At 58.7% G+C, this 22,990-nt stretch carries 25 protein-coding genes; 7 read left to right on the top strand and 18 right to left on the bottom strand.

Annotation, left to right across the window (positions count from 1 at the left end; genetic code table 11):
- Nucleotides 1-2: 2 nt before the first annotated feature.
- The 5 genes from HNQ59_RS07625 to HNQ59_RS07605 all read left to right on the top strand — a co-directional run bounded on the left by HNQ59_RS07625 (nt 3) and on the right by HNQ59_RS07605 (nt 3,677).
- Nucleotides 3-740, top strand: a complete 738-nt coding sequence (locus HNQ59_RS07625) for a type III pantothenate kinase (protein ID WP_184037330.1) — start codon at nt 3-5, stop codon at nt 738-740.
- Nucleotides 737-1,456 carry a hypothetical protein gene (locus HNQ59_RS07620; protein ID WP_184037327.1) on the top strand — a complete coding sequence of 240 codons (720 nt, stop codon included), beginning with the start codon at nt 737-739 and terminating at the stop codon, nt 1,454-1,456. Before HNQ59_RS07625 ends, HNQ59_RS07620 begins: the two co-directional genes overlap by 4 nt.
- A gap of 214 nt (nt 1,457-1,670) precedes the next feature.
- The gene (locus HNQ59_RS07615; protein WP_184037325.1) at nt 1,671-2,267 is read left to right on the top strand and encodes a TetR/AcrR family transcriptional regulator; all 597 of its coding nucleotides are present in this window, start codon (nt 1,671-1,673) and stop codon (nt 2,265-2,267) included.
- An 88-nt stretch (nt 2,268-2,355) separates the two neighbouring features.
- Nucleotides 2,356-2,850, top strand: coding sequence for a DUF4442 domain-containing protein (locus tag HNQ59_RS07610; RefSeq protein ID WP_184037322.1), 495 nt, complete (start codon nt 2,356-2,358; stop codon nt 2,848-2,850).
- Nucleotides 2,851-2,864: 14 nt separating this feature from the next.
- The gene (locus HNQ59_RS07605) at nt 2,865-3,677 is read left to right on the top strand and encodes a crotonase/enoyl-CoA hydratase family protein (RefSeq protein ID WP_184037319.1); all 813 of its coding nucleotides are present in this window, start codon (nt 2,865-2,867) and stop codon (nt 3,675-3,677) included.
- Nucleotides 3,678-3,801: 124 nt separating this feature from the next.
- On the opposite strand, the gene HNQ59_RS07600 is transcribed toward HNQ59_RS07605, so the two are convergent.
- Both HNQ59_RS07600 and HNQ59_RS07595 read right to left on the bottom strand, forming a co-directional pair.
- Entirely contained in the window at nt 3,802-4,806 is a 1,005-nt protein-coding gene (locus HNQ59_RS07600) for a purine-nucleoside phosphorylase (RefSeq protein ID WP_246490907.1), read from the bottom strand.
- A gap of 99 nt (nt 4,807-4,905) precedes the next feature.
- Nucleotides 4,906-5,961, bottom strand: a complete 1,056-nt coding sequence (locus HNQ59_RS07595) for a purine-nucleoside phosphorylase (protein ID WP_184037314.1) — start codon at nt 5,959-5,961, stop codon at nt 4,906-4,908.
- A gap of 479 nt (nt 5,962-6,440) precedes the next feature.
- On the opposite strand from HNQ59_RS07595, the gene HNQ59_RS19600 reads away from it, so the two are divergent.
- Nucleotides 6,441-8,114 (top strand): cellulase family glycosylhydrolase, encoded by a 1,674-nt coding sequence (locus HNQ59_RS19600; protein ID WP_246490900.1) that lies wholly within the window; start codon nt 6,441-6,443, stop codon nt 8,112-8,114.
- A 41-nt stretch (nt 8,115-8,155) separates the two neighbouring features.
- Here the strand turns inward: HNQ59_RS19600 and HNQ59_RS07585 are convergent, their stop codons facing one another.
- The 4 genes from HNQ59_RS07585 to HNQ59_RS07570 form a co-directional block, all read right to left on the bottom strand.
- Nucleotides 8,156-9,025 carry a rhomboid family intramembrane serine protease gene (locus HNQ59_RS07585; RefSeq protein ID WP_184037311.1) on the bottom strand — a complete coding sequence of 290 codons (870 nt, stop codon included), beginning with the start codon at nt 9,023-9,025 and terminating at the stop codon, nt 8,156-8,158.
- A gap of 30 nt (nt 9,026-9,055) precedes the next feature.
- A complete protein-coding gene (gene dtd / locus HNQ59_RS07580) occupies nt 9,056-9,508 on the bottom strand; it encodes a D-aminoacyl-tRNA deacylase (protein ID WP_184037309.1) in 453 nt (150 codons plus the stop codon).
- Between the two features lie 154 nt (nt 9,509-9,662).
- Nucleotides 9,663-10,433 (bottom strand): peroxide stress protein YaaA, encoded by a 771-nt coding sequence (gene yaaA, locus HNQ59_RS07575; protein ID WP_184037306.1) that lies wholly within the window; start codon nt 10,431-10,433, stop codon nt 9,663-9,665.
- 79 nt (nt 10,434-10,512) lie between these two features.
- Nucleotides 10,513-10,914: a hypothetical protein gene (locus tag HNQ59_RS07570; RefSeq protein WP_184037304.1), complete on the bottom strand. Its 402-nt coding sequence runs from the start codon at nt 10,912-10,914 to the stop codon at nt 10,513-10,515.
- A 471-nt stretch (nt 10,915-11,385) separates the two neighbouring features.
- Here HNQ59_RS07570 and HNQ59_RS07565 point away from each other — a divergent pair, with 471 nt between their 5' ends.
- The gene (locus HNQ59_RS07565) at nt 11,386-12,036 is read left to right on the top strand and encodes a hypothetical protein (RefSeq protein ID WP_184037301.1); all 651 of its coding nucleotides are present in this window, start codon (nt 11,386-11,388) and stop codon (nt 12,034-12,036) included.
- A gap of 43 nt (nt 12,037-12,079) precedes the next feature.
- On the opposite strand, the gene HNQ59_RS07560 is transcribed toward HNQ59_RS07565, so the two are convergent.
- The 12 genes from HNQ59_RS07560 to HNQ59_RS07505 all read right to left on the bottom strand — a co-directional run.
- The gene (locus HNQ59_RS07560) at nt 12,080-13,111 is read right to left on the bottom strand and encodes a DUF6708 domain-containing protein (RefSeq protein WP_184037298.1); all 1,032 of its coding nucleotides are present in this window, start codon (nt 13,109-13,111) and stop codon (nt 12,080-12,082) included.
- A 6-nt stretch (nt 13,112-13,117) separates the two neighbouring features.
- On the bottom strand, nt 13,118-13,357 hold the full coding sequence (locus tag HNQ59_RS07555) for a hypothetical protein (protein WP_184037296.1): 240 nt from the start codon (nt 13,355-13,357) through the stop codon (nt 13,118-13,120).
- 113 nt (nt 13,358-13,470) lie between these two features.
- The gene (locus tag HNQ59_RS07550) at nt 13,471-14,187 is read right to left on the bottom strand and encodes a DUF6708 domain-containing protein (RefSeq protein WP_184037294.1); all 717 of its coding nucleotides are present in this window, start codon (nt 14,185-14,187) and stop codon (nt 13,471-13,473) included.
- Between the two features lie 321 nt (nt 14,188-14,508).
- Nucleotides 14,509-14,940: a hypothetical protein gene (locus HNQ59_RS07545; RefSeq protein ID WP_184037291.1), complete on the bottom strand. Its 432-nt coding sequence runs from the start codon at nt 14,938-14,940 to the stop codon at nt 14,509-14,511.
- Nucleotides 14,867-15,565, bottom strand: coding sequence for a DUF6708 domain-containing protein (locus HNQ59_RS07540; protein ID WP_184037288.1), 699 nt, complete (start codon nt 15,563-15,565; stop codon nt 14,867-14,869). Before HNQ59_RS07540 ends, HNQ59_RS07545 begins: the two co-directional genes overlap by 74 nt.
- A gap of 342 nt (nt 15,566-15,907) precedes the next feature.
- On the bottom strand, nt 15,908-16,339 hold the full coding sequence (locus HNQ59_RS07535) for a hypothetical protein (protein ID WP_184037285.1): 432 nt from the start codon (nt 16,337-16,339) through the stop codon (nt 15,908-15,910).
- Nucleotides 16,266-17,066, bottom strand: a complete 801-nt coding sequence (locus tag HNQ59_RS07530; RefSeq protein WP_343074218.1) for a DUF6708 domain-containing protein — start codon at nt 17,064-17,066, stop codon at nt 16,266-16,268. The genes HNQ59_RS07535 and HNQ59_RS07530 overlap by 74 nt, the downstream gene beginning before the upstream one ends.
- A gap of 243 nt (nt 17,067-17,309) precedes the next feature.
- Complete coding sequence (locus tag HNQ59_RS07525) at nt 17,310-17,741, bottom strand: hypothetical protein (protein ID WP_184037279.1); 432 nt, start codon at nt 17,739-17,741, stop codon at nt 17,310-17,312.
- Nucleotides 17,668-18,705 (bottom strand): DUF6708 domain-containing protein, encoded by a 1,038-nt coding sequence (locus HNQ59_RS07520; RefSeq protein ID WP_184037276.1) that lies wholly within the window; start codon nt 18,703-18,705, stop codon nt 17,668-17,670. The genes HNQ59_RS07525 and HNQ59_RS07520 overlap by 74 nt, the downstream gene beginning before the upstream one ends.
- 6 nt (nt 18,706-18,711) lie before the next feature.
- A complete protein-coding gene (locus HNQ59_RS07515; RefSeq protein WP_184037273.1) occupies nt 18,712-21,795 on the bottom strand; it encodes a T6SS effector BTH_I2691 family protein in 3,084 nt (1,027 codons plus the stop codon).
- Nucleotides 21,796-21,803: 8 nt separating this feature from the next.
- Entirely contained in the window at nt 21,804-22,745 is a 942-nt protein-coding gene (locus tag HNQ59_RS07510) for a hypothetical protein (RefSeq protein ID WP_184037270.1), read from the bottom strand.
- Nucleotides 22,742-22,990, bottom strand: a 249-nt coding sequence (locus HNQ59_RS07505; protein ID WP_184037266.1) for a hypothetical protein, incomplete at its 5' end; no start/stop codon positions are given. The genes HNQ59_RS07510 and HNQ59_RS07505, both read right to left, overlap by 4 nt.

The following is a 22,990-nucleotide window of genomic DNA, read 5'->3' as shown; positions in this document are numbered from 1 at the left end:
CCATGCCCCACACCCCTTGCCACTTGCTGATCGACGCTGGCAATACCCGCGTGAAATGGGCGCTGCACAATGGCCAGAACTGGCTTGACCGCGGCCACGCCAATCTGGACGCGCTGGATGGCCTACACACGGCATGGTCAGCGCTGCCAGCCATCCAACGCGTGGTGGGCTCAAATGTCGCAGGTATAGCAGTCAAAGCCCAACTGGAAACCATGCTGGCTCGCCATGGCCTCACCATCGAGTGGCTGACACCCAGTAGCCAGCGGCTTGATGTACAAAACCACTACGCCACGCCCAGCCAGCTCGGTGCGGATCGCTGGGCGGCGCTGCTGGCCGCCAGGAAGCTGGCTGGACAACACTGCCTGGTGGTCAATCTGGGCACCGCCATGACTGTCGACGCGCTGACAGCATCAGGTCAGTTCCTGGGCGGCATCATCGTTCCCGGTTTTCGGCTGATGCAAAACGCTCTTGCACAAGGCACGGCGGATTTAGGACGCCGCCAGGGTCATTACCAGCCCTTCCCCACCAACACCGCAGACGCCATTCATGGCGGCATACTTCAAGCCTTGCTTGGTGCCATCTTGCGCATGCAGCTCGAAATGGATCAGGCAGACGTGGCACCGGCCTGCTGTGTCTTGTCTGGCGGAGATGGGCCATTGTTACAACCGCACCTCTCATTACCCGCCATCTTGGTCGATAATCTGGTATTGGAAGGTCTGTTAAGGATTGCACTCGAATGAAATGGCTGTTTATCGCACTGCTGATTGCCAACTTGCTGGTGTTCGGCTACACCCACCTGTCAGAGCCCCCTGCCCAAGACTGGCACCAGCGGGAGGTGCATGCGGAACGTGCGAAACTGCTGGCCGAAGCCCCCAAGCCTGCCGATGCCGACAAGGCCCCAACGACACCATCGACTGAGGACAAGGCAGCGGCCACCGAGGCAACGAGCGCGCCTGTCGCCGAGGCTGGCACGCCAACGAATACAACCCAGCAGTGCCTCCGCTGGGAATCGATCCCGCTACCGGATCTCGCCCGTGCCAAGCAGCTGCTGGACACCCTGCAGATCGGCAAACCCATCGGCAACCCACGGATTGAAAGCAAGAAGCGGTTCTGGGTGTACATGCTCCCGCAACCCTCGCTGTCCGATGCACACAGAAAAACCGAGGAATTGCAGGCCCTGGGCCTTTCCGAGCAGGATTTCTTCATCGTGAATGATGCCGGGCGCTGGCGCAACGCCATCTCGCTAGGTGTGTATTCGACTTTGGAAGCCGCCAAACAACGCTTGGATGTGGTACAGGAAAAAGGCGTGAAAAGTGCGCGGGTGGGCGTACGGGAAACCCTGCGCTTCGCCAGCCTGATCATCCCACAGGGCGACGAAGCCACTGGCAGCCGCTTGGCAGGTATCTCTGCTGATATCAAAGGCAGCGAGGTCAACTTGGCCGATTGCCCACCATGATATGGCGGGCGGCGCTGCCAGCCGATCTTGATGTGGTGACGTTACGCGGCCTGAGCTGCGTGCGCCCGCGAAGCCTGTCTTGAATCACACTCGCCTTTCCTCTCTGACGGCAGGTGACGACGCCAGCATCCGCCATATTGCATTTCGATTCAGCAGCGCCATGCGTCAAGCCGGGCAATTGACAACTTACTGATCAGTAAGTACAGTCAAATGCATGTCTGCGCCAGCCAAAACCGATACCAAAAAGCGCATTCTTGATCTGGCCGAAGAGCTATTGCTGACCCGCAGCTTCTCTGCCTTCAGCTATCAGCACATCTCGGCCACGCTAGGTGTCAAGAATGCCGCCATCCATTACCACTTCCCATCCAAGACGGATCTGGGCGTGGCGCTGATCCAGCGCTATCGCCGCCGTTTTGCACGATGGACCGCCCAGCAGGAAACCCTGGCGGGTGACCCTTGGCAAAAGCTGGAGTGGTATTTCGACCTGGTGGTTCGTTACTACGATCAAAATCAGCGGATCTGTCCAACGGGCGTACTCTCGGCGGAATATCTGGTCTTGCCGCCGGAAATGCAGGCGGAAACCCAGGCATTCATGCAAGAGCTGCTGGCCTGGGCCGAGTTGATCCTGATCGAAGGCCAGAACAAGGGGTATTTTCGCTTCAAAGGCATACCACGTGATCGGGCCTCCACCATCATGGCTGCGCTACAAGGTGGCCTGCAGGTCGCACGGGTCATGGAGAACTCGACGATTCTCGACGACATCATCAAACAGATCCGGCTTGGGCTAGGTGCGGGTGGGCAGCTCGCCTAGATCATGCCCACTGGCGACAAAGCACGCCCACTGCCAGACAGCCCCGCTTGGCAACCAACCGACAAAACACATCATCATGGAGAGCGAAATGGCAACCAGTAATCAAATGACCCGGCTTGTCGGCAAGCTGGACGGGCTGCCAAGTGGCATGAAGCCCAGCCTGCAAAGCTTTCTGCTGGGCAATGTCGTCCCTTTTCTGGGCACCGCCAAGCTCCGCTTCGAGCATATTTCACAGGCGCAGGTCGTGGTGTCGATCAAAAACCGGCGCCGGGTGCAGAATCACATCAAAGGCGTGCATGCCGCAGCCATGGCCTTATTGGCAGAAACAGCCACTGGCTTCGCAGTGGGCATGCATTTACCAGACGACAAGCTGCCTCTGATCAAAACCTTGAAGGTGGATTACCTCAAACGTGCGCAAGGCGACATGAAAGCCGTTGCCGCCTTGCGCGAAGATCAGATCATCGCCATCACCACACTGGAGAAAGGCGAAGTCAGCGTACCCGTCGTCATCACGGATGCGTCCGGCGAGTCCCCCATCCAATGTGAAATGATCTGGGCGTGGGTGCCCAAGAAACGCTCATGACAGGAGAATCCACAATGCAGCTCGACACCATCAAGATTACGCTGGAAAACCACATCGCCCTGGTTGAATTGAACCGCCCGGACAAAGCCAATGCCATGGATGAGCGCATGTGGGCGGATATCCGTCAGGCTTTCGATTGGATCGATGACGAGCCCGCCGCCCGGGTGGCGGTTCTGGCCGGGAATGGCAAACACTTCTGCTCCGGCATCGACCTGATGATGATGATGGGGCTCAAAGCCCGTATCGAAGACCCTTGCGAAGCGCGATCACGCGAAAAGCTGCGCCGTATCATCGTTGACCTGCAAGACTGCCTGACCGCGCTTGAGCGTTGCCGCAAGCCGGTGCTGGCGGCCATCCACGGCGCCTGCGTCGGTGGCGGGGTGGATCTGATCTGCGCTGCTGACATGCGCTACACCACTGACGACGCCTATTTCTGCGTCAAAGAAGCGGATATGGGCCTGGTAGCCGACGTCGGCACCCTGCAACGCTTGCCGCGTTTGATCGGAGAGGGGCAAGCGCGCGAGCTGGCCTATACCTGCCGCCGGGTCAGCGGCACCGAAGCCGTTCAGCTGGGGCTGGCCAACCGCAGCTTTGCTGATCGTGACACCTTGTTACAGTCGGTCATGTCCATTGCAGCGGATATCGCCAGAAAATCCCCGTTGGTCATGCGTGGCACCAAGCAGGTGCTCAACTACTCGCGGGATCATTCGGTGGCGGATGGCCTGGATTTCGTCGCTGGCTGGAACGCAGCGATGCTGATGTCAGCAGATATTCAAGAGGCCATCATGGCCTCGATGCAGAAGCGGGATGGGCAGTTCCGCGATTAGGCTGCCTCGGTGTGCCTTCCTGGTCGGCACTGCATCTGGCGCCACACCGATCATTGAAAAACCGCTGGCAAGCCAGCGGTTTTTTTGTTGCTACCCCTCAACAGGTTGTTGACAGGGAATGGCATCAGCGCGGCACGCCCGCCGACCAACTTGACCAATTGGCGACGATATCGTTGATCAACGGGCTTCCTGCGTGGTACAGGTTCCAGCGGGCTGGCTCAAAGCCACCTTGCGCGGCGTACTCCACCAAGCCTTCGACATCGGATTGGCCTGGGTAAGGACGGTCGAAATCCGCACCGGTACGCAGCACCGCAACACGATTGATATCGAGGCGGCCCATGGTGGCACCCCGCTTCAATACTTCAAATGTCGCGTTGTCTTCCTGTTGGGTCGTGCAATAGGTACCTTTGCCGTCGGTCATCAGCTTGACCCAGTCCTGCGCACGTTTACCCAATACATTCCCTGCAAACCAAGTGCCACTGGTGGCGGTGTCGCACTGGATGACCTTCGGCGGCTGGTTGGCCGGGGCAGACGGGTATTTCGCACGGAAGGCCTTGGCTTCGTTGCTGTCATCCAGCTTGACGTTTTTCGACAGCTCCAGTGCCTTTTGCATCAGCGCGGTATTCAGCTCAAACACCTCAGTGCGGTAATCCGGCTTGGGCTTTTCGTTGGGGCCCTTGGTAAAGATGCCGAAGTAACCATATTCCCAGTCCTTGGGCATCTCACGGGCGTCGATTTCCCAGGCGATCCCATAATCGACCATGAAGCGCGCCCAGGCTGCGGAGCCCAAGGTGCCTTGGTTCGGGTCGATGCCTGCAATCCCCGCGATCAGGAAATAAGTCTTGCTCAGATCGAACTTGCCGCTCTGGATCAACGCCATCATGGTGGCAGCGGCATTGGCGTGGCCCATGCCGGTGACCACATTGCACACATCCGACGCATTGCAACGGACAACCGGGTAATCAGGCGACAGGCCGGGCACGCGGATTTCCTCGGTCAGATTCATCTTCTTGACCCAAGGCTCACTTTCCGGCGCAAACATGCTGATCACCATGGCCTTGACCGGTCGGCCTTCATTGCCACTGGTGTTATTCATTGAGACGCAACCGGTGGTGAGCGCGGCGAGCATCGTGGCCGCCACGGGCAGACCGGCTGCTTTCAAAAAGGTGGGGTATTTCATAATGATTCCTGTGCGAGCGTGGTTTACATCCGTCTTGAAACATCGCGCTTAGCGCGGTACACCAGACTTCCACTGCTCCCAATTGGTAACGATATCGTTGATCAGCGGCCAACCAGCCCGATAAAGGTTATTGGTTGATGGAACAAAACCGCCAGAGTCAGTCAGCGCCAGCGATTCATACGCTGATTGCCCTTTATGTGGGCGATCAAAGTTGGCAGCCGTGCGCAACACTGCCACACGATTGATGTCCAGCAGGCCCTCATTGGCACCGCGTTTCAACGCCTCGTAGGTCGCGTTGTCTTCCTGCTGTGTGGTGCAGTAGGTACCCTTGCCATCGGTCAACAGCTTGGTCCACTCCTCAGCTTGCTTGCCCAGCAGCTCGCCATGCCACCAAGTATCACCCGCCAGCGTGTCGCACTGTACGACGGTTGGCGGCTGGTTGGCTGGCGCAAAGCCGTACTTGACTCGATACGCTTTGGCAACATCACTGTCGTCCAGCTGTGCGTTCTTGGACAAGGCCAGCGCCTTTTGCAACAACGCCTCGTTCAGCTGGAAGACTTCTGTCTTGTAATCCAGCGGTGGTTTGATACCCGGGCCTTTGGTGTTGATGCCAAAATAGCCGGTCGTCCAGCTGCTGGGGATGGAGCGGGAATCCAGCTCCCAAGCGATACTGAAATCCACCAGATAGCGTGACCAGGTTGCCGTACCCAATGTACCCTGCTTGGGATCGATGCCAGCAATACCTGCAATCAGGAAATAGCTTTTCGACAAATCAAAGCGCCCGCTGAACACCAAGGCCGCCATCGATGCCGCCGCATTCGCATGCCCCATGCCAGTGGTCATCTGGCAGACATCGTCTTTATTGCAGCGCACAGTCGGAAAATCCGGCGACAGGCCGGGAACAGCGTATTCCTGCGTCAGGTTGAGCTTATCCAGCCAGGGCTTGGCTTCGGGCTCGAACATGCTGATGATCAGCGCCTTGACTGGGCGCTTGGGGCCACCGGCCTCACCCGGCTGGGGCGAGCCTGCGCCAGTCAACAGTGCACCGGCAGCCACACACGCCGATACGGCCAAGGCCTTGTAAAGGGTACTTTTGTTTTTCATTAGGGTTATCCACATCATAAAAAATGCGCCTACCGTATATCACATAACATCATAATTTACTAAATTCGCGTTCATGGATTTAGGTACTATTGAAACAAATGTGTGATATGGCACAAAGCAACCTTCTGATTTGTCAGATCTTCCTTGATGACAAGCTTCACCGAGCCGCCCTACCATCCGTCGGAATGTTTTTATCACCCCAGGCCGCCCGGGTGATTTGTTGACAACGACATCCCGTTATCGCTGACCACCAAACCATCCGTCTGGCATCTGATAAATAGTTGTTTCAACAAGCAATGGGCTGCTGGGCGGTAACTTCCCCTGCGGCTCACGAGGCATCGCTGCATGTCTGTTGTTCAAGGTGACAATGGCAGCGTTTCCTTTATAGCAGCCTCCCACCTTGCCGGTAAGCAAATTCACTTATTTACTTGTCATAGTCAACACTCAACAATGCCTGCTGATTTTCAAAAGGAACCATCATGCGGCTCAATCCAATCATGCAGATGCTGTTGATGGCGACTGGCCTGAGCATTGGCAGCATCTCGCTGCCGACCCATGCTCAAGAGCATCAGCACGCCGAGACAGCTCAGCAGCCCCAGGACTGGCAAGAGGGCAAAACCTATACCACTGGCGACATTGCTCGCTATGAGGGGCGCACCTACCGGGCACTGGCCACCCATACGGCTCATATCGGTGCCAACTGGAACCCACTCGCCACACCGGGTTTGTGGCAGCTGATCGACACTGCAGCGCCACAACCCACGCCAAGCCCGGTCAATATCAGTGGCCGCCATGTGCTTCAATCGGTCAGTGCGAACAAATGCGTCGCCGTTGAAGGCGCCAGCACCGCCAACGCTGCCAAATTACAGCTACGCACCTGCAACAGCACCGCCGCACAGTCATTTGAGATCAGCCAGACGACTTCTGGCCAGTACCGCATTCTCAACAGCAATAGTCAGAAGTCTTGGGATGTCTCTGGGCGAAAAACCACGCCAGGCGCGGGCCTGACGCAGTGGACGGACAATGGCGGAGCGCATCAACGCTTTCAATTCGTGGCACAGGGTGCAAACTACACAATCCGCGCTGCGCATAGCGGCTTGTGTATTGAGGCCGGCCCAGGGCACGACGGTACACAGCTCACCCAAGCCGCTTGCCATGGCGGAGTTTCTCAGCAATTCGCGCTCAAACCGGCCCAGACACCCACCCCCACGCCGACCCCAAGTGGAACCCCAGTCGAACGCCACGGGCAACTGCGGGTATGCAGCGATAACCTTCATCTCTGCAACGAGCGGAATGAAACTGTCCAGCTGCGCGGCATGAGCTCACATGGCATCCAATGGTATGGTTGGGGTAAGTGCCTGACCGCAGGCTCGCTGGATGCCCTGGCCAAAGACTGGAAGGCCGATCTGCTGCGGATTTCGATGTACATCCAAGAAGACGGCTATGAAACCGACCCGGCAGGCTTTACTGCACAGGTCGAGCGTTTGATCGATGAGGCGACCAAGCGGGGTATGTACGCGCTGATCGACTGGCACCAACTCAGCCCCGGAGACCCCAACCACAATCTGGCTCACGCCAAGACCTTCTTCTCCCACATTGCCAAGAAATATGGCGGGCAGAAAAACATCATCTACGATGTGGCCAATGAGCCCAACGGGGTAAGCTGGTCACAGATCAGGGAATACGGCGAGAAGATCATCCCCGTCATCCGCGCGATCGACCCCGATGCCCTCATTTTGATCGGCACCCACGGCTGGGGCTCATTCGGTGTCTCGGATGGTCGCTCGGCACAGGATATCGTGGATGACCCGGTCCGGTACCGCAACATCATGTACACCTTCCACTTCTATGCGGGGGAGCATGGTGAAACATACCTGAACGCCCTGAAGTGGGGAGCAGCCCGCCTGCCGGTCTTTGTCACCGAATGGGGTACACAGCAGGCCAGCGGCGATGGGCCCAATGACTTCACCATGGCGCAGAAATACCTGGATTTCATGGCTCAACACAAAATCAGTTGGGCAAATTGGAACTACTCGGACGATTTCCGCTCCGGTGCTGTCTGGAAAACAGGCACTTGCAGTCGGGGCGATTGGTCTGCCAACACCCTCAAACCCGCAGGGGAATTTGTCCGGCGTGCTATCCAGCAGCGCTGAGCAACCTGCCACGCAGCACGAGCCAATCACATTGGCCGTATCTACTGCCGATGTATATCTGCTGCGCCTCGCTCATATTGGCCTGCTTCGGCAGGCCAGTAGGCCTCCCGATAGGAGCGTAGCTCCTGACTGGCCCAACTTTGCGGAAAAGGGCTGATCAGCAGCACCAGCATGAGCGCGATGATCAACCCTTCCGCGCCCCGGCTGATCAAACCTGGCCGTTGCTCGCTTTGCGCCCAGAGCAATCCGATCATTCCGCCTGACAGCCAACCGAACAGATGGGCGGCGTTATCCATGGCAGGGATCAGCAGACCGAAAATCAGCGTTGACCCGACCACACAGGCATCTTCCTTCAGCGAGGCACCTTGGATCTCCCGCACCTGCCTGTTGAACTGTTTGGCCAGTACCGCACCGAAATGGGAGCCGATCAGCCCCATCAGTGCGCCCGAGGCGCCCATGCTGACCACCGGCTGGATGCCGGATACCTGGATCGGGATCATGAACACCCACTCAGTCTGGGTGACCTGCCGATTGCCATACCACAGTGCGCTGGCCAACGCCGCCAACATGCCCGAAGCCAGATAGAGCAACCAAGCCCGGCGGCCCCCCCAGTATGCCTCGTAGATGGGGCCGATGATGATCAGCATCAGCATGTTCAAGCCAAGGTGGATGACCCCGCCATGTAGAAACAAACTGCTCAACAGCCGCCAGTGATCACCTGTCAGGGTCAATGGCGCATAGTTGGCCCCGCTCTCAATCATGGTGAATGAATGCGAGGCACCGGAATGCAACAAGGGCACCAGCGCACCCACCAGATTCAGGCACAGCAACCAATGGGTCAGCGACGAGGCCCGTGCTCTTCTCCAGATTTCCGACCAGTGAGATGTTTCAGCCGTTTTTGTTTCAGGCACCACAACTGCAACCCATCGTCTTTGCCAAAATCATTCTGGCTGTTTGGAATCCAGCCAGATCGTGACCGGGCCATCGTTGACCAAGCTGACCTTCATATCTGCGCCAAAGCGCCCCTGTGCAACGGGCCGATCCAATAGCTGGCCCACTGTTCGACAGAATTGCTGATACATCGGTTCCGACACCGCCCCCTTGGCAGCCCGGCTGTAGCTGGGGCGGTTACCTTTCCGGCAACTGGCGTGCAACGTGAACTGGCTGACAGCAAGGACGCCGCCGCCGACGTCCAATACAGACCGATTCATCACACCCTGCTCATCATTGAATACCCGCAGATTGACCAATTTGCGCGCCAGCCAATCGATATCCTCGATCGTATCCGCTTCCTCAATCCCCACCAGCACCAACAACCCGGCATCGATCTGGCCCACGACCTCGCCATCGACCCGGACAGCCGCCTCACTGACCCGCTGCAACAACGCTCTCACTTGCTCATGCCCTTTGACAGAAATTTACAAATTCCCTGGAACCATCCAGAAAACAGCCAGTCTTACCCTTCGATAGCTTCATGACGCGTTTTGCGTCTCTTCCTCACTGACTATCCCTGTAATTGGGCCGCCCTTGGGCGGCTTCTTTTTTTCGCTATCGGGCCAGATCGCGCCGAAAGACCCAGGTATCCGCCGTGGATGCCTCTTCCGACCAGGCGTACCCTTCCAGATCAAAGCCTTTCAACACCTCTGGCGCAGTCACCTCCCGAGTGGCCGCATAGCGCACCATCAGCCCCCTGGCGCGTTTGGCGTAGAAGCTGATGATCTTGTACTGACCATTTTTCCAGTCCTGAAACACAGGTGTGATCACACGGGCCTTCAACAGCTTGGGTTTGATGGCTTTGAAATATTCGTCGGAGGCGAGATTGACCAACACTGGATCATCAACCAGCCGCTCATTCAGGCGCTCGGTCAAACGTGCTCCCCAGAATGCATACAGATCCTTGCCACGCGGGTTGGCCAGCTTGGTTCCCATCTCCAGCCGGTAGGGCTGCATCAGATCCAACGGCCTCAACAACCCATACAGCCCGGACAGAATCCGCAGATTGCATTGCAGGTAGTCGAGCTGCGGCGGGCTCAACGTCTGCGCCTGCAATCCCTCATACACATCACCCATGAATGCCAGCATCGCTTGCTTGGCGTTGTTTGGCGCAAAGTCTGGCTGCCAACTCTGGTAACGCCCTACATTCAACACCGCCAGCTCATCGCTGATGTCCATCAGTGCGCTGATTTCCGCAGGGGATCGCTGGCGGAGCAACGCAATCAGCTCAGCGGATTGGTCCAACGACTCAGGCAAGGTAAACGACGAGGTACAAGGCGGGGAGGTGTAATCGAGCGTTTTCGCAGGGGAAATCACCATCAACATCAGTCAGGCTCCAGCAACATCAAAGCCCGACATTGTAGCGGCCAGCCAGCATCAGGAGCCAGCCGTCGCTCAAGCCCGCCTATTTGGCGGGCAGATCGTCCACCACACGACAATGCAAGACATGCGCAGGCGGAACCAGACCACTGTTTTCATTCAACGTCAGCGCGATCTCCGCGCCATCCCATGTGTAAAGCGCCTCACCCAAGGTGTGTTGCACCAAGTAACGCACCTTGCCATCCACCAGATCCAGCAAAGTCACATGCGCAAATACTGTGTAGGGCTCTGTCCGATCCTTGATCACATAGCAGTCGCCATCCGCATCCACCGTGACATAACGATCCTCCGTCTGCAGGCGCAGGTGCAGAATCCGGGTACGCTTGGGTAACCAGTCCACCAACAGCGCAGCCCCCACCGTATAACGGTATGCCAAGGCCGCCGCCAATGCTGCCTGCTCAAATGTGGGTACCTGTAAGCCCGCCATGGGTTGGGACAGATCCTGTATTGGGGTCGATTAGATGCAGCATAGCGCATCCGCGCCGAGGTTTCCCACTGTATCGACATTGGCCGATGTCTTACCCCACCCCATCCGGCACCAATCCATGGCAATCCGATCGCCGCCCCCACAACCAGTCGGTAACCACGCCAGCTCTTTTTTACGATTGCAGCGCAGCTGTCTTATCGCATGCTGCCAGTTTGGGTCACCCTGTCACGAATGCATAGGCCAGCCCCGACACAGCCCACACAGCGTCATGAAAAGCAACCCATCCTTTCATAATCAATGGCTTGCCAACAAGCGCTTTCAATTGAGAAGCAGAACAACTACATATGAAATTGAACCACCCACCCCACTGCAGGCTCTGTCGATCAGGGTTTATGTCAACAGAACCTGCACACCGCTGATGTTGCCGGAACAATCCCTACATCACAGACCCAATGAATAAGAGGAGACACCATGAATTACATCCAGGCTTTTTGCGATAACCCCAAGGCATTTATGGAATCGCACATTGTGATGGTAGGCATTGCCGAAAACGAAATGTCCACACTATTTGACATCAGCGTCATCGACCTCACCACAGAGGAAGGCTACAAGGTCATGAACAAACCAGGTGGAAGGGTGTTCGGCCTGTATAAAGTCAACAATGTCGCGACCTCCACCTCGCCCCGCATCTCTGCTTATTGGTGTCCTTTCACCAAAAACCGGCTGAAAGATGTCACCTTGGGTAACGAGGCCAAGTATGTGTTCACCCAGCCGATGAACGGCTGCACATTCGGAATCGGCACATACGCAGGAAACGGCGTACAACGCGTGGCCCATGTCAACTGCGCCAACGCAGGCAACGCGGTCGGCGACCTAGGCATCGACATGGCCCGGCAACAACAGCAAAAACTACAACGCAATCTCTTGATCTCAGACCTGGGCCGCGATGTCCAACTGATTGAGCCCACAAGTTACCGCATCGCCTTTGACAGCCCCAACCAGTCATTCGAAGCCACCACCTTTGGCCAGCACACCCTCAGCCAGCCCTGGACATTCTTCACCCACCGCTATTGCAAAATCGGCGCCAAAACCTTCATCCATGGTGGCGTGCACCCCGCCTGAAAAAAGCAGATGAGCGCACCACTCCACCCAATATTGTCAGCCGTCAGCCCGCCGGCCCTGCGGGTGGCACAGCCGGGCGCAAGGCCAGTGCGGCGGGCTCGGACAAGGGTGGGCCACCGGCTGCCGCCAGTACGTCATCTGGCCACCAGGGATCGCGACCGCTCAATTGGCTGAGCCAGGTGAACAAGCCCATCCAAAATGTAAAGGGAAAAGCCAATAAACTCAAAGTGGTGAAGAAGATTCGATCAAATCGGCTTGGCACTTGATTTTTATAGTCCGGGTCCAGAAAAGAAAAATCCGCTGACCATGCCATACGGTGGGAGAACTGGGTGTGCCTGGACAGGCTGTCGCCAGCTTGCAGCGGCGGGCCGTCGGCTTCCATATATTGGCGGATGTGCTCCCAGAGTGGTTGGAAGTGGTCTTTGCCCAATGAGGGGCCCCCCACCGGCACCCGGTCGATGATGGTGTCACTACCTGGCCGGTCGGCAATGGCCAGATAGAGCTGGAAGCGGGTGGTTGGCACGGTGCCCATCAGCACTGCACCGCCTTTGACTTCACCACGCACGCAGTCCCAGTCATAGCTGTCGATCACCACCGGCCATCTGCTGAAGGGGCGGGTCCATTTGAAGCGACGCCGGAAGATGTGCAGCTTGCGGCTGGCTCGGTTGAATAGAATCGGTTCGTCTCGGTAGGAGAAGAGGTCGAGTCGGAATGCAGCTACTGCTGCACATAGGAAAATAAATACAGCTATGAGAAATACAAATAGAAAAAATAGCTCGGAAATAATTAGCTTCTTAGTTAAAGAGGTAAATATGAAATACGCAGCAAGCAATGCCCCGGAAAACCCCAGTAGACCGATAATTCCACCCATAATTCCAAACCCCGCCCCGCTCCTCCGCTGCCCACCCAGCTCCATCGCATCCGGGTAGACATGGCGCACCTCACCGCCGCTGCTGCAGTGGGGGCCGGACACGGTCTGGCGGCCATAGGTGAGGGCGGCATCGCCGTCACGGTAGGGAACGGGCTGCGGTGGGCCGGGGTGGGTGGCAAGCCCAGGGTGATGAGAACGTGGCATATTGGATCAATCGCTATCTGACAGGTTGAAGATGGCCATATCGTGCAGGTCTTGGTGGTGTGGGTAGTATTCCAGCTGCAACCGGGCCTTGTGGAAGACATCGTCATCGACATCCAGCGTGTGCGTCAACACCCATTGCCCGTCCTTCTCTTCGATCTGTGCCGGGTGCTTGCCCCAGCCCTGTCCAAGCGTCATGGCCTGGGCGGGCTGCGCTGACCAGGCTGGCACCGCATGCCGGTTGACCAATACTTGCTACTCCTGCCCTCGCTGGTTGGTCAGCCAGATGCGGTAACGCCAGCCGTCTTGCCCGGTGCGGCCATTGATGGTGAATTTGAGGGTGACGGTGTCGCGGCCCGCTGTCAGCCCACCTGCCCTGCGGTTGGCACAGCCGGGCGCAAGGCCAGTGCGGCGGGCTCGGACAAGGGTGGGCCACCGGCTGCCGCCAGTACGTCATCTGGCCACCAGGGATCACGACCGCTCAGCCCGCTGAGCCAGGCGAGCAGGCCAGGGATCATGGCGAAGGGGGCAATCAGCAGATTGGTGGTGATGCCGATGGCTCGACCGAGCCGGCTTGGCACTTGGTTTTTATAGTCCGGGTCGAGAAAGAAAAAGCCTGCTGACCACGCCATACGGTGGGAGAACTGGGTGTGCCTGGACAGGCTGTCGCCAGCTTGCAGCGGCGGGCCGTCGGCTTCCATATATTGGCGGATGTGCTCCCAGAGTGGTTGGAAGTGGTCTTTACCCAGTGAGGGGCCCCCCACCGGCACCCGGTCGATGATGGTGTCACTGCCTGGCCGGTCGGCAATGGCCAGATAGAGCTGGAAGCGGGTGGTTGGCACAGTGCCCATCAGCACTGCTCCGCCTTTGACTTCACCACGCACGCAGTCCCAGTCATAGCTGTCGATCACCACTGGCCATCTGCTGAAGGGGCGGGTCCATTTGAAGCGGCGCCGGAAGATGTGCAGCTTGCGGCTGGCTCGGTTGAATAGAATCGGTTCGTCTCGGTAGGAGAAGAGGTCGAGTCTTCCCATGGTTGCAGCGAAGACAAATGCAATCGCTATAATAACAAGCGACATAAAAATATCTATAAATATATCATTATTATGATATTTTGAAATTCTTCCAATTTCCAAAATTAATTCATGAAGACTCATTAAAATAACAGTTAAGCCCATAATCAAGCCAGCAACCCCAAACCCCGCCCCGCTCCTCCGCTGCCCACCCAGCTCCATCGCATCCGGGTAGACATGACGCACCTCGCCGCCGCTGCTGCAGTGGGGGCCGGACACGGTCTGGCGACCATAGGTGACGGCTGCATCGCCGTCACGGTAGGGAACGGGCTGCGGTGGGCCGGGGTGGGTGGCAAGCCCAGGGTGATGAGAACGTGGCATATTGGATCAATCGCTATCTGACAGGTTGAAGATGGCCATATCGTGCAGGTCTTGGTGGTGGGGGTAGTATTCCAGCTGCAGCCGGGCCTTGTGGAAGACATCGTCATCGACATCCAGCGTGTGCGTCAACACCCATTGCCCGTCCTTCTCTTCGATCTCTGCCGGGTGCTTGCCCCAGCCCTGTCCAAGCGTCATGGCCTGGGTGGGCTGCACTGACCAGGCTGGCACCGCATGCCGGTTGACCAATACTTGCTGCTCCTGCCCTCGCTGGTTGGTCAGCCAGATGCGATAGCGCCAGCCGTCTTGCCCGGTGCGGCCATTGATGGTGAATTTGAGGGTGACGGTGTCACGGCCCAGCCCGCCGTCAGCCCACCTGCCCTGCGGGTGGCGCAGCCGGGCGCAAGGCCAGCGCGGCGGGCTCGGACAAGGGTGGGCCACCGGCTGCCGCCAGTACGTCATCTGGCCACCAGGGCTCGCGACCGCTCAATTGACTGAGCCAGGCGAGCAGGCCAGGGATCATGGCGAAGGGGGCAATCAGCAGATTGGTGGTGATGCCGATGGCACGACCGAGCCGGCTTGGCACTTGGTTTTTATAGTCCGGGTCGAGAAAGAAAAAGCCTGCTGACCATGCCATGCGGTGGGAGAACCGGGTGTGCCGGGACAGGGTGTCTCCGTGTTGCAGGGGTGGGCCGTCGGCTTCCATATATTGGCGGATGTGCTCCCAGAGTGGTTGGAAGTGGTCTTTGCCCAGTGAGGGGCCCCCCACCGGCACCCGGTCGATGATGGTGTCACTGCCTGGCCGGTCGGCAATGGCCAGATAGAGCTGGAAGCGGGTGGTTGGCACGGTGCCCATCAGCACTGCACCGCCTTTGACTTCACCACGCACGCAGTCCCAGTCATAGCTGTCGATCACCACTGGCCATCTGCTGAAGGGGCGGGTCCATTTGAAGCGGCGCCGGAAGATGTGCAGCTTGCGGCTGGCTCGGTTGAATAGAATCGGTTCGTCTCGGTAGGAGAAGAGGTCGAGTCGGAAAAAAGTGGTAGCTGCACAAAAAAATATCAATGATACGAAGCTAGAAAAAGCGATTGCAAAGAGAGTTTGCAAATCTACACCACGAACTAGATGGTTTATTTCAGCTGCTAAACCCAGTACTCCTCCTCCAACGCAGCCAATTAGACAAACTATCCCACCCCCAACCCCAAACCCCGCCCCGCTCCTCCGCAGCCCACCCAACTCCATCGCATCCGGGTAGACATGGCGCACCTCACCGCCGCTGCTGCAGTGGGGGCCGGACACGGTCTGGCGGCCATAGGTGAGGGCGGCATCGCCGTCACAGTAGGGAACGGGCTGCGGTGGGCCGGGGTGGGTGGCAAGCCCAGGGTGATGAGAACGTGGCATATTGGATCAATCGCTATCTGACAGGTTGAAGATGGCCATATCGTGCAGGTCTTGGTGGTGTGGGTAGTATTCCAGCTGCAGCCGGGCCTTGTGGAAGACATCGTCATCGACATCCAGCGTGTGCGTCAACACCCATTGCCCGTCCTTCTCTTCGATCTGTGCCGGGTGCTTGCCCCAGCCCTGTCCAAGCGTCATCGCCTGGGCGGGCTGCGCTGACCAGGCTGGCACCGCATGCCGGTTGACCAATACTTGCTGCTCCTGCCCTCGCTGGTTGGTCAGCCAGATGCGGTAACGCCAGCCGTCTTGCCCGGTGCGGCCATTGAGGGTGAATTTGAGGGTGACGGTGTCGCGGCCCAGCCCGCCGTCAGCCCACCTGCCTTGCGGGTGGCGCAGCCGGGCGCAAGGCCAGCGCGGCGGGCTCGGACAAGGGTGGGCCACCGGCTGCCGCCAGTACGTCGTCTGGCCACCAGGGATCACGACCGCTCAGCCCGCTGAGCCAGGCGAGCAGGCCAGGGATCATGGCGAAGGGGGCAATCAGCAGATTGGTGGTGATGCCGATGGCTCGACCGAGCCGGCTTGGCACTTGATTTTTATAGTCCGGGTCGAGAAAGAAAAAGCCTGCTGCCCACGCCATACGGTGGGAGAACTGGGTGTGCCTGGACAGGCTGTCGCCAGCTTGCAGCGGCGGGCCGTCGGCTTCCATATATTGGCGGATGTGCTCCCAGAGTGGTTGGAAGTGGTCTTTGCCCAGTGAGGGGCTTCCCACCGGCACCCGGTCGATGATGGTGTCACTGCCTGGCCGGTCGGCAATGGCCAGATAGAGCTGGAAGCGGGTGGTTGGCACAGTGCCCATCAGCACTGCTCCGCCTTTGACTTCCCCACGCACGCAGTCCCAGTCATAGGTATCAATCACCACCGGCCATCTGCTGAAGGGGCGGGTCCATTTGAAGCGACGCCGGAAGATGTGCAGCTTGCGGCTGGCTCGGTTGAATAGAATCGGTTCGTCTCGGTAGGAGAAGAGGTCGAGTCGGCCAAACACTACAGCAACGCATCCAAAAATACATATTGAGAAAAAACTAAGTAACAAAAAAGCAATATCAAAAGCATCCACCCGCCAAAATTTAGTAATTTGCCCAAAAGTTTGAAGAAGAAGGGCAGAGAACATACCAACGGCGATAAGATTGATTACTAAACCAGCAACCCCAAACCCCGCCCCACTCCTCCGCTGCCCACCCAGCTCCATCGCATCCGGGTAGACATGGCGCACCTCACCGCCGCTGCTGCAGTGGGGGCCGGACACGGTCTGGCGACCATAGGTGACGGCTGCATCGCCGTCACGGTAGGGAACGGGCTGCGGTGGGCCGGGGTGGGTGGCAAGCCCTGGGTGATGAGAACGTGGCATATTGGATCAATCGCTATCGGACAAGTTGAAGATGGCCATATCGTGCAGGTCTTGGTGGTGTGGGTAGTATTCCAGCTGCAGCCGGGCCTTGTGGAAGACATCGTCATCGACATCCAGCGTGTGCGTCAACACCCATTGCCCGTCCTTCTCTTCGATCTCTGCCGGGTGCTTGCCCCAGCCCTGTCCAAGCGTCATGGCCTGGGTGGGCTGCACTGACCAGGCTGGCACCGCATGCCGGTTGACCAATACTTGCTGTTCCTGCCCTCGCTGGTTGGTCAGCCAGATGCGGTAACGCCAGCCGTCTTGCCCGGTGCGGCCATTGAGGGTGAATTGGAGGGTGACGGTGTCGCGGCCCAGCCCGCTGTCAGCCCACCTGCCCTGCGGTTGGCGCAGCCGGGCGCAAGGCCAGTGCGGCGGGCTCGGACAAGGGTGGGCCACCGGCTGCCGCCAGTACGTCGTCTGGCCACCAGGGATCACGACCGCTCAGCCCGCTGAGCCAGGCGAGCAGGCCAGGGATCATGGCGAAGGGGGCAATCAGCAGATTGGTGGTGATGCCGATGGCTCGACCGAGCCGGCTTGGCACTTGGTTTTTATAGTCCGGGTCGAGAAAGAAAAAGCCTGCTGCCCACGCCATACGGTGGGAGAACTGGGTGTGCCTGGACAGGCTGTCGCCAGCTTGCAGCGGCGGGCCGTCGGCTTCCATATATTGGCGGATGTGCTCCCAGAGTGGTTGGAAGTGGTCTTTACCCAGTGAGGGACCCCCCACCGGCACCCGGTCGATGATGGTGTCACTACCTGGCCGGTCGGCAATGGCCAGATAGAGCTGGAAGCGGGTGGTTGGCACAGTGCCCATCAGCACTGCTCCGCCTTTGACTTCCCCACGCACGCAGTCCCAGTCATAGCTGTCGATCACCACCGGCCATCTGCTGAAGGGGCGGGTCCATTTGAAGCGGCGCCGGAAGATGTGCAGCTTGCGGCTGGCTCGGTTGAATAGAATCGGTTCGTCTCGGTAGGAGAAGAGGTCGAGTCGGCCAAATACTATAGCAGCGCACGTAAAGACACCGATTGCAGCAAGGAAGAACAACAAGGCTGCGGCATAGACGCCATTCACACGTTCTAATCGAGCAAATTGTTCGAAAATTGTAACTATAAGAAAAAACGAAGAAAAGACAGGTATGGTACTAATTATGCAACCCAAGATCCCAAACCCCGCCCCGCTCCTCCGCAGCCCACCCAGCTCCATCGCATCTGGGTAGACATGGCGCACCTCGCCGCCACTGCTGCAGTGGGGGCCGGACACGGTCTGGCGGCCATAGGTGACGGCTGCATCGCCGTCACGGTAGGGAACGGGCTGCGGTGGGCCGGGGTGGGTGGCAAGCCCAGGGTGATGAGAACGTGGCATATTGGATCAATCGCTATCGGACAGGTTGAAGATGGCCATATCGTGCAGGTCTTGGTGGTGGGGGTAGTATTCCAGCTGCAGCCGGGCCTTGTGGAAGACATCGTCATCGACATCCAGCGTGTGCGTCAACACCCATTGCCCGTCCTTCTCTTCGATCTCTGCCGGGTGCTTGCCCCAGCCCTGTCCAAGCGTCATGGCCTGGGTGGGCTGCACTGACCAGGCTGGCACCGCATGCCGGTTGACCAATACTTGCTGTTCCTGCCCTCGCTGGTTGGTCAGCCAGATGCGGTAACGCCAGCCGTCTTGCCCGGTGCGGCCATTGATGGTGAATTTGAGGGTGACGGTGTCGCGGCCCAGCCCGGTGCTGCCCGAGAGCGTGTCGCCCCAGCTGAAATCGACCTTGACCTCGTACCAGATGGCGTTGAAGGCCGAGGCCTCTTCGCGCCAGCTTTTGAAGCGTGGGTCGGTGCGCGAGCTGGTGCTCCAGAAGGCATTGCGGGCCACGTATTTCTCAGCATCGCTGTCTTCGGCATTGAGCGCGGCATAGGTGAGCCCGACGGCCACCACCGTCAGCAAGACCACCCAGCCGCCCGGCCCCAGGCCGAGCATGGTGCCGAAAAAGGCTGAGGAGGCACCGAAACCGATTGCCCCACTAAAAACAGCGGCTCCGCCATAGGCGATGGCAGCGGCACCGTGCAAAATCCCAGCATCTATATCACCCTCGCCCCCCTTGTGATGAGCAGATATAGCACTCTGTGCTGCATTAAACGCCCCACCAATCGCACCCATCACACCCGTGAACTGCACCACCCTATTCAGCAACTGTGTCGGGGCAGCCCCACCTGTCACCTTGGCCACCGCGCTCTTCCACTCCCCCCTGATCTCTGCCGCCGCCCCCAGCAAGCTGGCAAAGGCATCGCCCAGGCCCAGTAGCGCCATCAGCTTGTCGTTGCCGCTGAGGCTGGTGACCTTGCTCAGGTTGTCGGTCATCTGCCCCCATTGCAGGATCAGCACCCCCACCGACAGCATGCCGGTGGAGCGGGAGAAGACGCTGGCTTTGCTGGTGAGATCGGAGACCTGATCAGCCCCCCAGGCTGGCAAGGAGAGATTGACTTTGTCCGCCAGCCGCTGCCCATATTCAAAGGCCGAGGTGACGATGACCCTGGCCCGGGCATGGGACGAGCGCGGCGGCTGCAACAGGGCGGCCAGCTGCGCCGGTGGCACGGTGGTGATGAACAGCGCATCGGTGGCTTCGTCCGCCACATTGGCCGGAAGGCGCGGCAAGCCCTGCAGCCGCCGGGAGATCCGCGAGGCGCTGGCTTGCACCTGCCGGGCAAAGGCGGTCTGCAGAAAGCCCCGCTGCAAGTCGCCCAGCTTGGTTTTGATACGCACACAATAGCTTTGGGTGCCATCCCATATATAAAGCAGGGTGGACACGTAGCGCACCAATTTGATGCGATCCCCTTCCGCCAGTTGTTTCAGCCCTTCCAACATCAGTGCGGTGCCATAGATGCCACCCAGAATGCCATTGGCGAAGCCGCCCAAGACGGCATTCCCGGCCAGGCCATATTTGCCCAGCCTGTTGCTGACCTTTTCTTCGGTCAGCACTGCTTTCAACACGTCATAGGATTTGTCTTGCTTGTCTACGGTCAGGAATTTGAGCAGGTTGGTGTTATTGCCCACCAAGGCCCGCAGCAAGACTTGGTCTTCACTGGTCGGGTCTAGCTGCAAGGTGGCTTTGAACCAGGGCAGGCTGGCTTGGGACAAGGGGCCGCCTTCGGTGGTCTGGCAGACCAGCTGGATGTAGTCCTTGGCGGTATTGCCATCATTGGGTACAAAATCCAGGCGGCATAGCTGGGCCAGCGTCGGTACGCCAGGCTGGGGTTTGTGAGTCAGCCATTGTGCATAGTCCTGGTCCAGCGCGTGGATGCGCTTTTGAAACAGGCTGACTGTTTTGTTGTAGTCGTTGATGAATTGACTGCGCGCCTTTTCATTGTAATGGTCTTCCAGGTCTTCCAGATCCGAACGGCTTTGCGCGGCAACTTTCTGCTCGATCGGCACCAGGATATGCCCAGGCCCCAATGCGGACACACCTTTGATCGGTTGAAATTTGCTGTGTGCCGGTAATTGTTTGGTTCGGACTCTCTCGTCGAATTCGGTTCGATAGTGCAGGTAGTTATCCAGCTTGGCATGGGTAGGGTTGTTGGTTTTACCCCACTCCTTGCCGGTGTCCCGCTGGATGATTTCTGCCCGCTTCCTCATCTTCACCCGCTCTCGTAAAGCCTGGATGCAGTCCGCCGAGATACGTTTCCACGCCCGTTTTTCGTCGGATTGCCACTCAAATAATTTGGCTTGTTCCAACAGCCGGGTCTGATTGAGCTGGTGTGTGATCCCGGCAGTGTCCGACAGCGCAAAAATCAAGCCCTGCTTGCCTTTGGGTGACATATGCCGCATGAGCTGGCTGAGCTTCTCGGCCTGCTGGCTATCATCGGTCAGCCAGGTATTGGCCATGCGCCGATTGACCGCCCTCACCCGTTCCGCATCAAAATTCGCCACCCATTGTTTCAAATTGGCCGGGCTGGCTGGCAGGGCGTGGGCGAAGGGGCTGTCGTCGAATGCTGTGATCGCCTGCATCCGCTCGGCGGGGTGCTTGGCGTGCCCATCGCGCACTGCCTTGGTCCAGCGGTGGCGGCTGAAGGCGATCCACACCGGCCCCCGGGTGTCTTCTATGCAGAGGGCCCGGCCCGGCAGGCTGTTGTGCGCCTGATTAGTGCAGGTCTGGCGCAGGGGCTTGTCCGGTGGCGCGGCAGGCATGTCTTCCAGTGTCAGGTTGGGGTAGTACAGCATCGACCCTTCCGGATCGACCAGATAGCCTTTCCATTGTTTGTTGGGGTAGAGCAGGTACACATAACCTGCCTCCAGCCCACGCAGGTAGTAGTCGTGCTGTTTCAGCACCTGCTGGGTGATGCCCGCTCCAAACGGTTCAGCCAGCTTGGGCAGCTTGGCCTGGAGCGCTTTGGGGGCCACGGCATACAGCACTGGAAACAGCGCATAGCCTTTACGTTGACAGCGGTGACAGGGCTTACTCATGTACAGTCTCAGCGGGGATTGGGTTCAGCAGCGCAGTCTTGGGCGATGCGCTGCCATTCAGTTTCAGTCAGCGTTGCCAGCGCCTGGGCGAACGAGTCTTGCTGCAACAGCGGCTGGATCAACGGGTGCCGCGTGAATCGCGGGTGGCAGTGCAATGCGTGGTAGGCATACGTAAGCTGATCCACCGGGTGTTGCAGGCCCAGGCCAAACGCCTGCTGGGCCAGGGTGCGCAGCTGCGGCCCATCGGGCACGGCAGCCAGCCCCCATTGCGGCACCAGTCGGCCCAGGTGGTTGGCCAGCCCCACCACTGCCAGGGCGTCCATTTCCGCCTCGCTCAGTTGCAGGTGGGGCAAGGGTGCCGCGCCTTGTGGATCAGGCGATATGGCTTGCAGGGTGCAGGCTTCATCCATGGTCAGCCAGGGGTAGTGTTGCAGGCTGATCATCGCCCGCCAGTTCGGCCCGGACAGACACGTTGGCAGTAAAGGGGTGATGCGTGGGTCGTAATAACGGAACAGCATGCGCTCGCCCGCTGGGTTGAACGCTGGAACAGTCCGCCCGATCTGTTGGGCCAGCTCGGCCAACGCCGGTTCGCCTGTGCCGGGGATGATCCAGGCACACAGGCTGCGTGCGCCGTATTCGCCATCGATGCGGCCACACCGCTCGTGGATGGCCAGGCGCAGGCTGTCGTTGATCAAACGGATTTGCCGCTCCGCATGTTCGAACCAGACCAGATAGGGGTATTGCGCGTCGGCCAGATCGTTGCCAGGAAACGGGCAACGCACGGTGGGCAGCGCTTGCTCATGCAGCTGCTCTGCAAATGGGTCAGCAGCCACCGGATCGATCAGCAGCGCCAGCTGCTGGCTGCCATGGTGCGCTAGCCATTGTTGCAATTGGGCAATGGCTTGATCGGTCAGGCGGTCGATGTCGTGGTCAGTCAGGTGTGGAGTCATTTGACGAAGGGGCTCCCGTTGTTGGCCGCCGCCTGTATTTTTTCAGCGCAACCCTGGATTTTGCTGGTGCTCAGCGCAGGCGCCGCATGACTGGCCCCCTGCGGCCCCAGCTGCTGCTTGACACTGGCCTTGAACACCGCGGCCTTGGGACACTGGATCAGGATGTTGCCGTCCTTCAAGGTCAGCCCGCTGCCGTTCGCCACCAGCTTCAGCTGGGTGGGGCTGGCCAGGGTGAGTTGTTGGTT

It is taken from the genome of Chitinivorax tropicus, assembly GCF_014202905.1.
Classification (GTDB): Bacteria; Pseudomonadota; Gammaproteobacteria; order Burkholderiales; family SCOH01; genus Chitinivorax; species Chitinivorax tropicus.
Note: the sequence above shows the minus strand (reverse complement) of the source record. Positions and strands in the feature narration are given on the sequence as shown.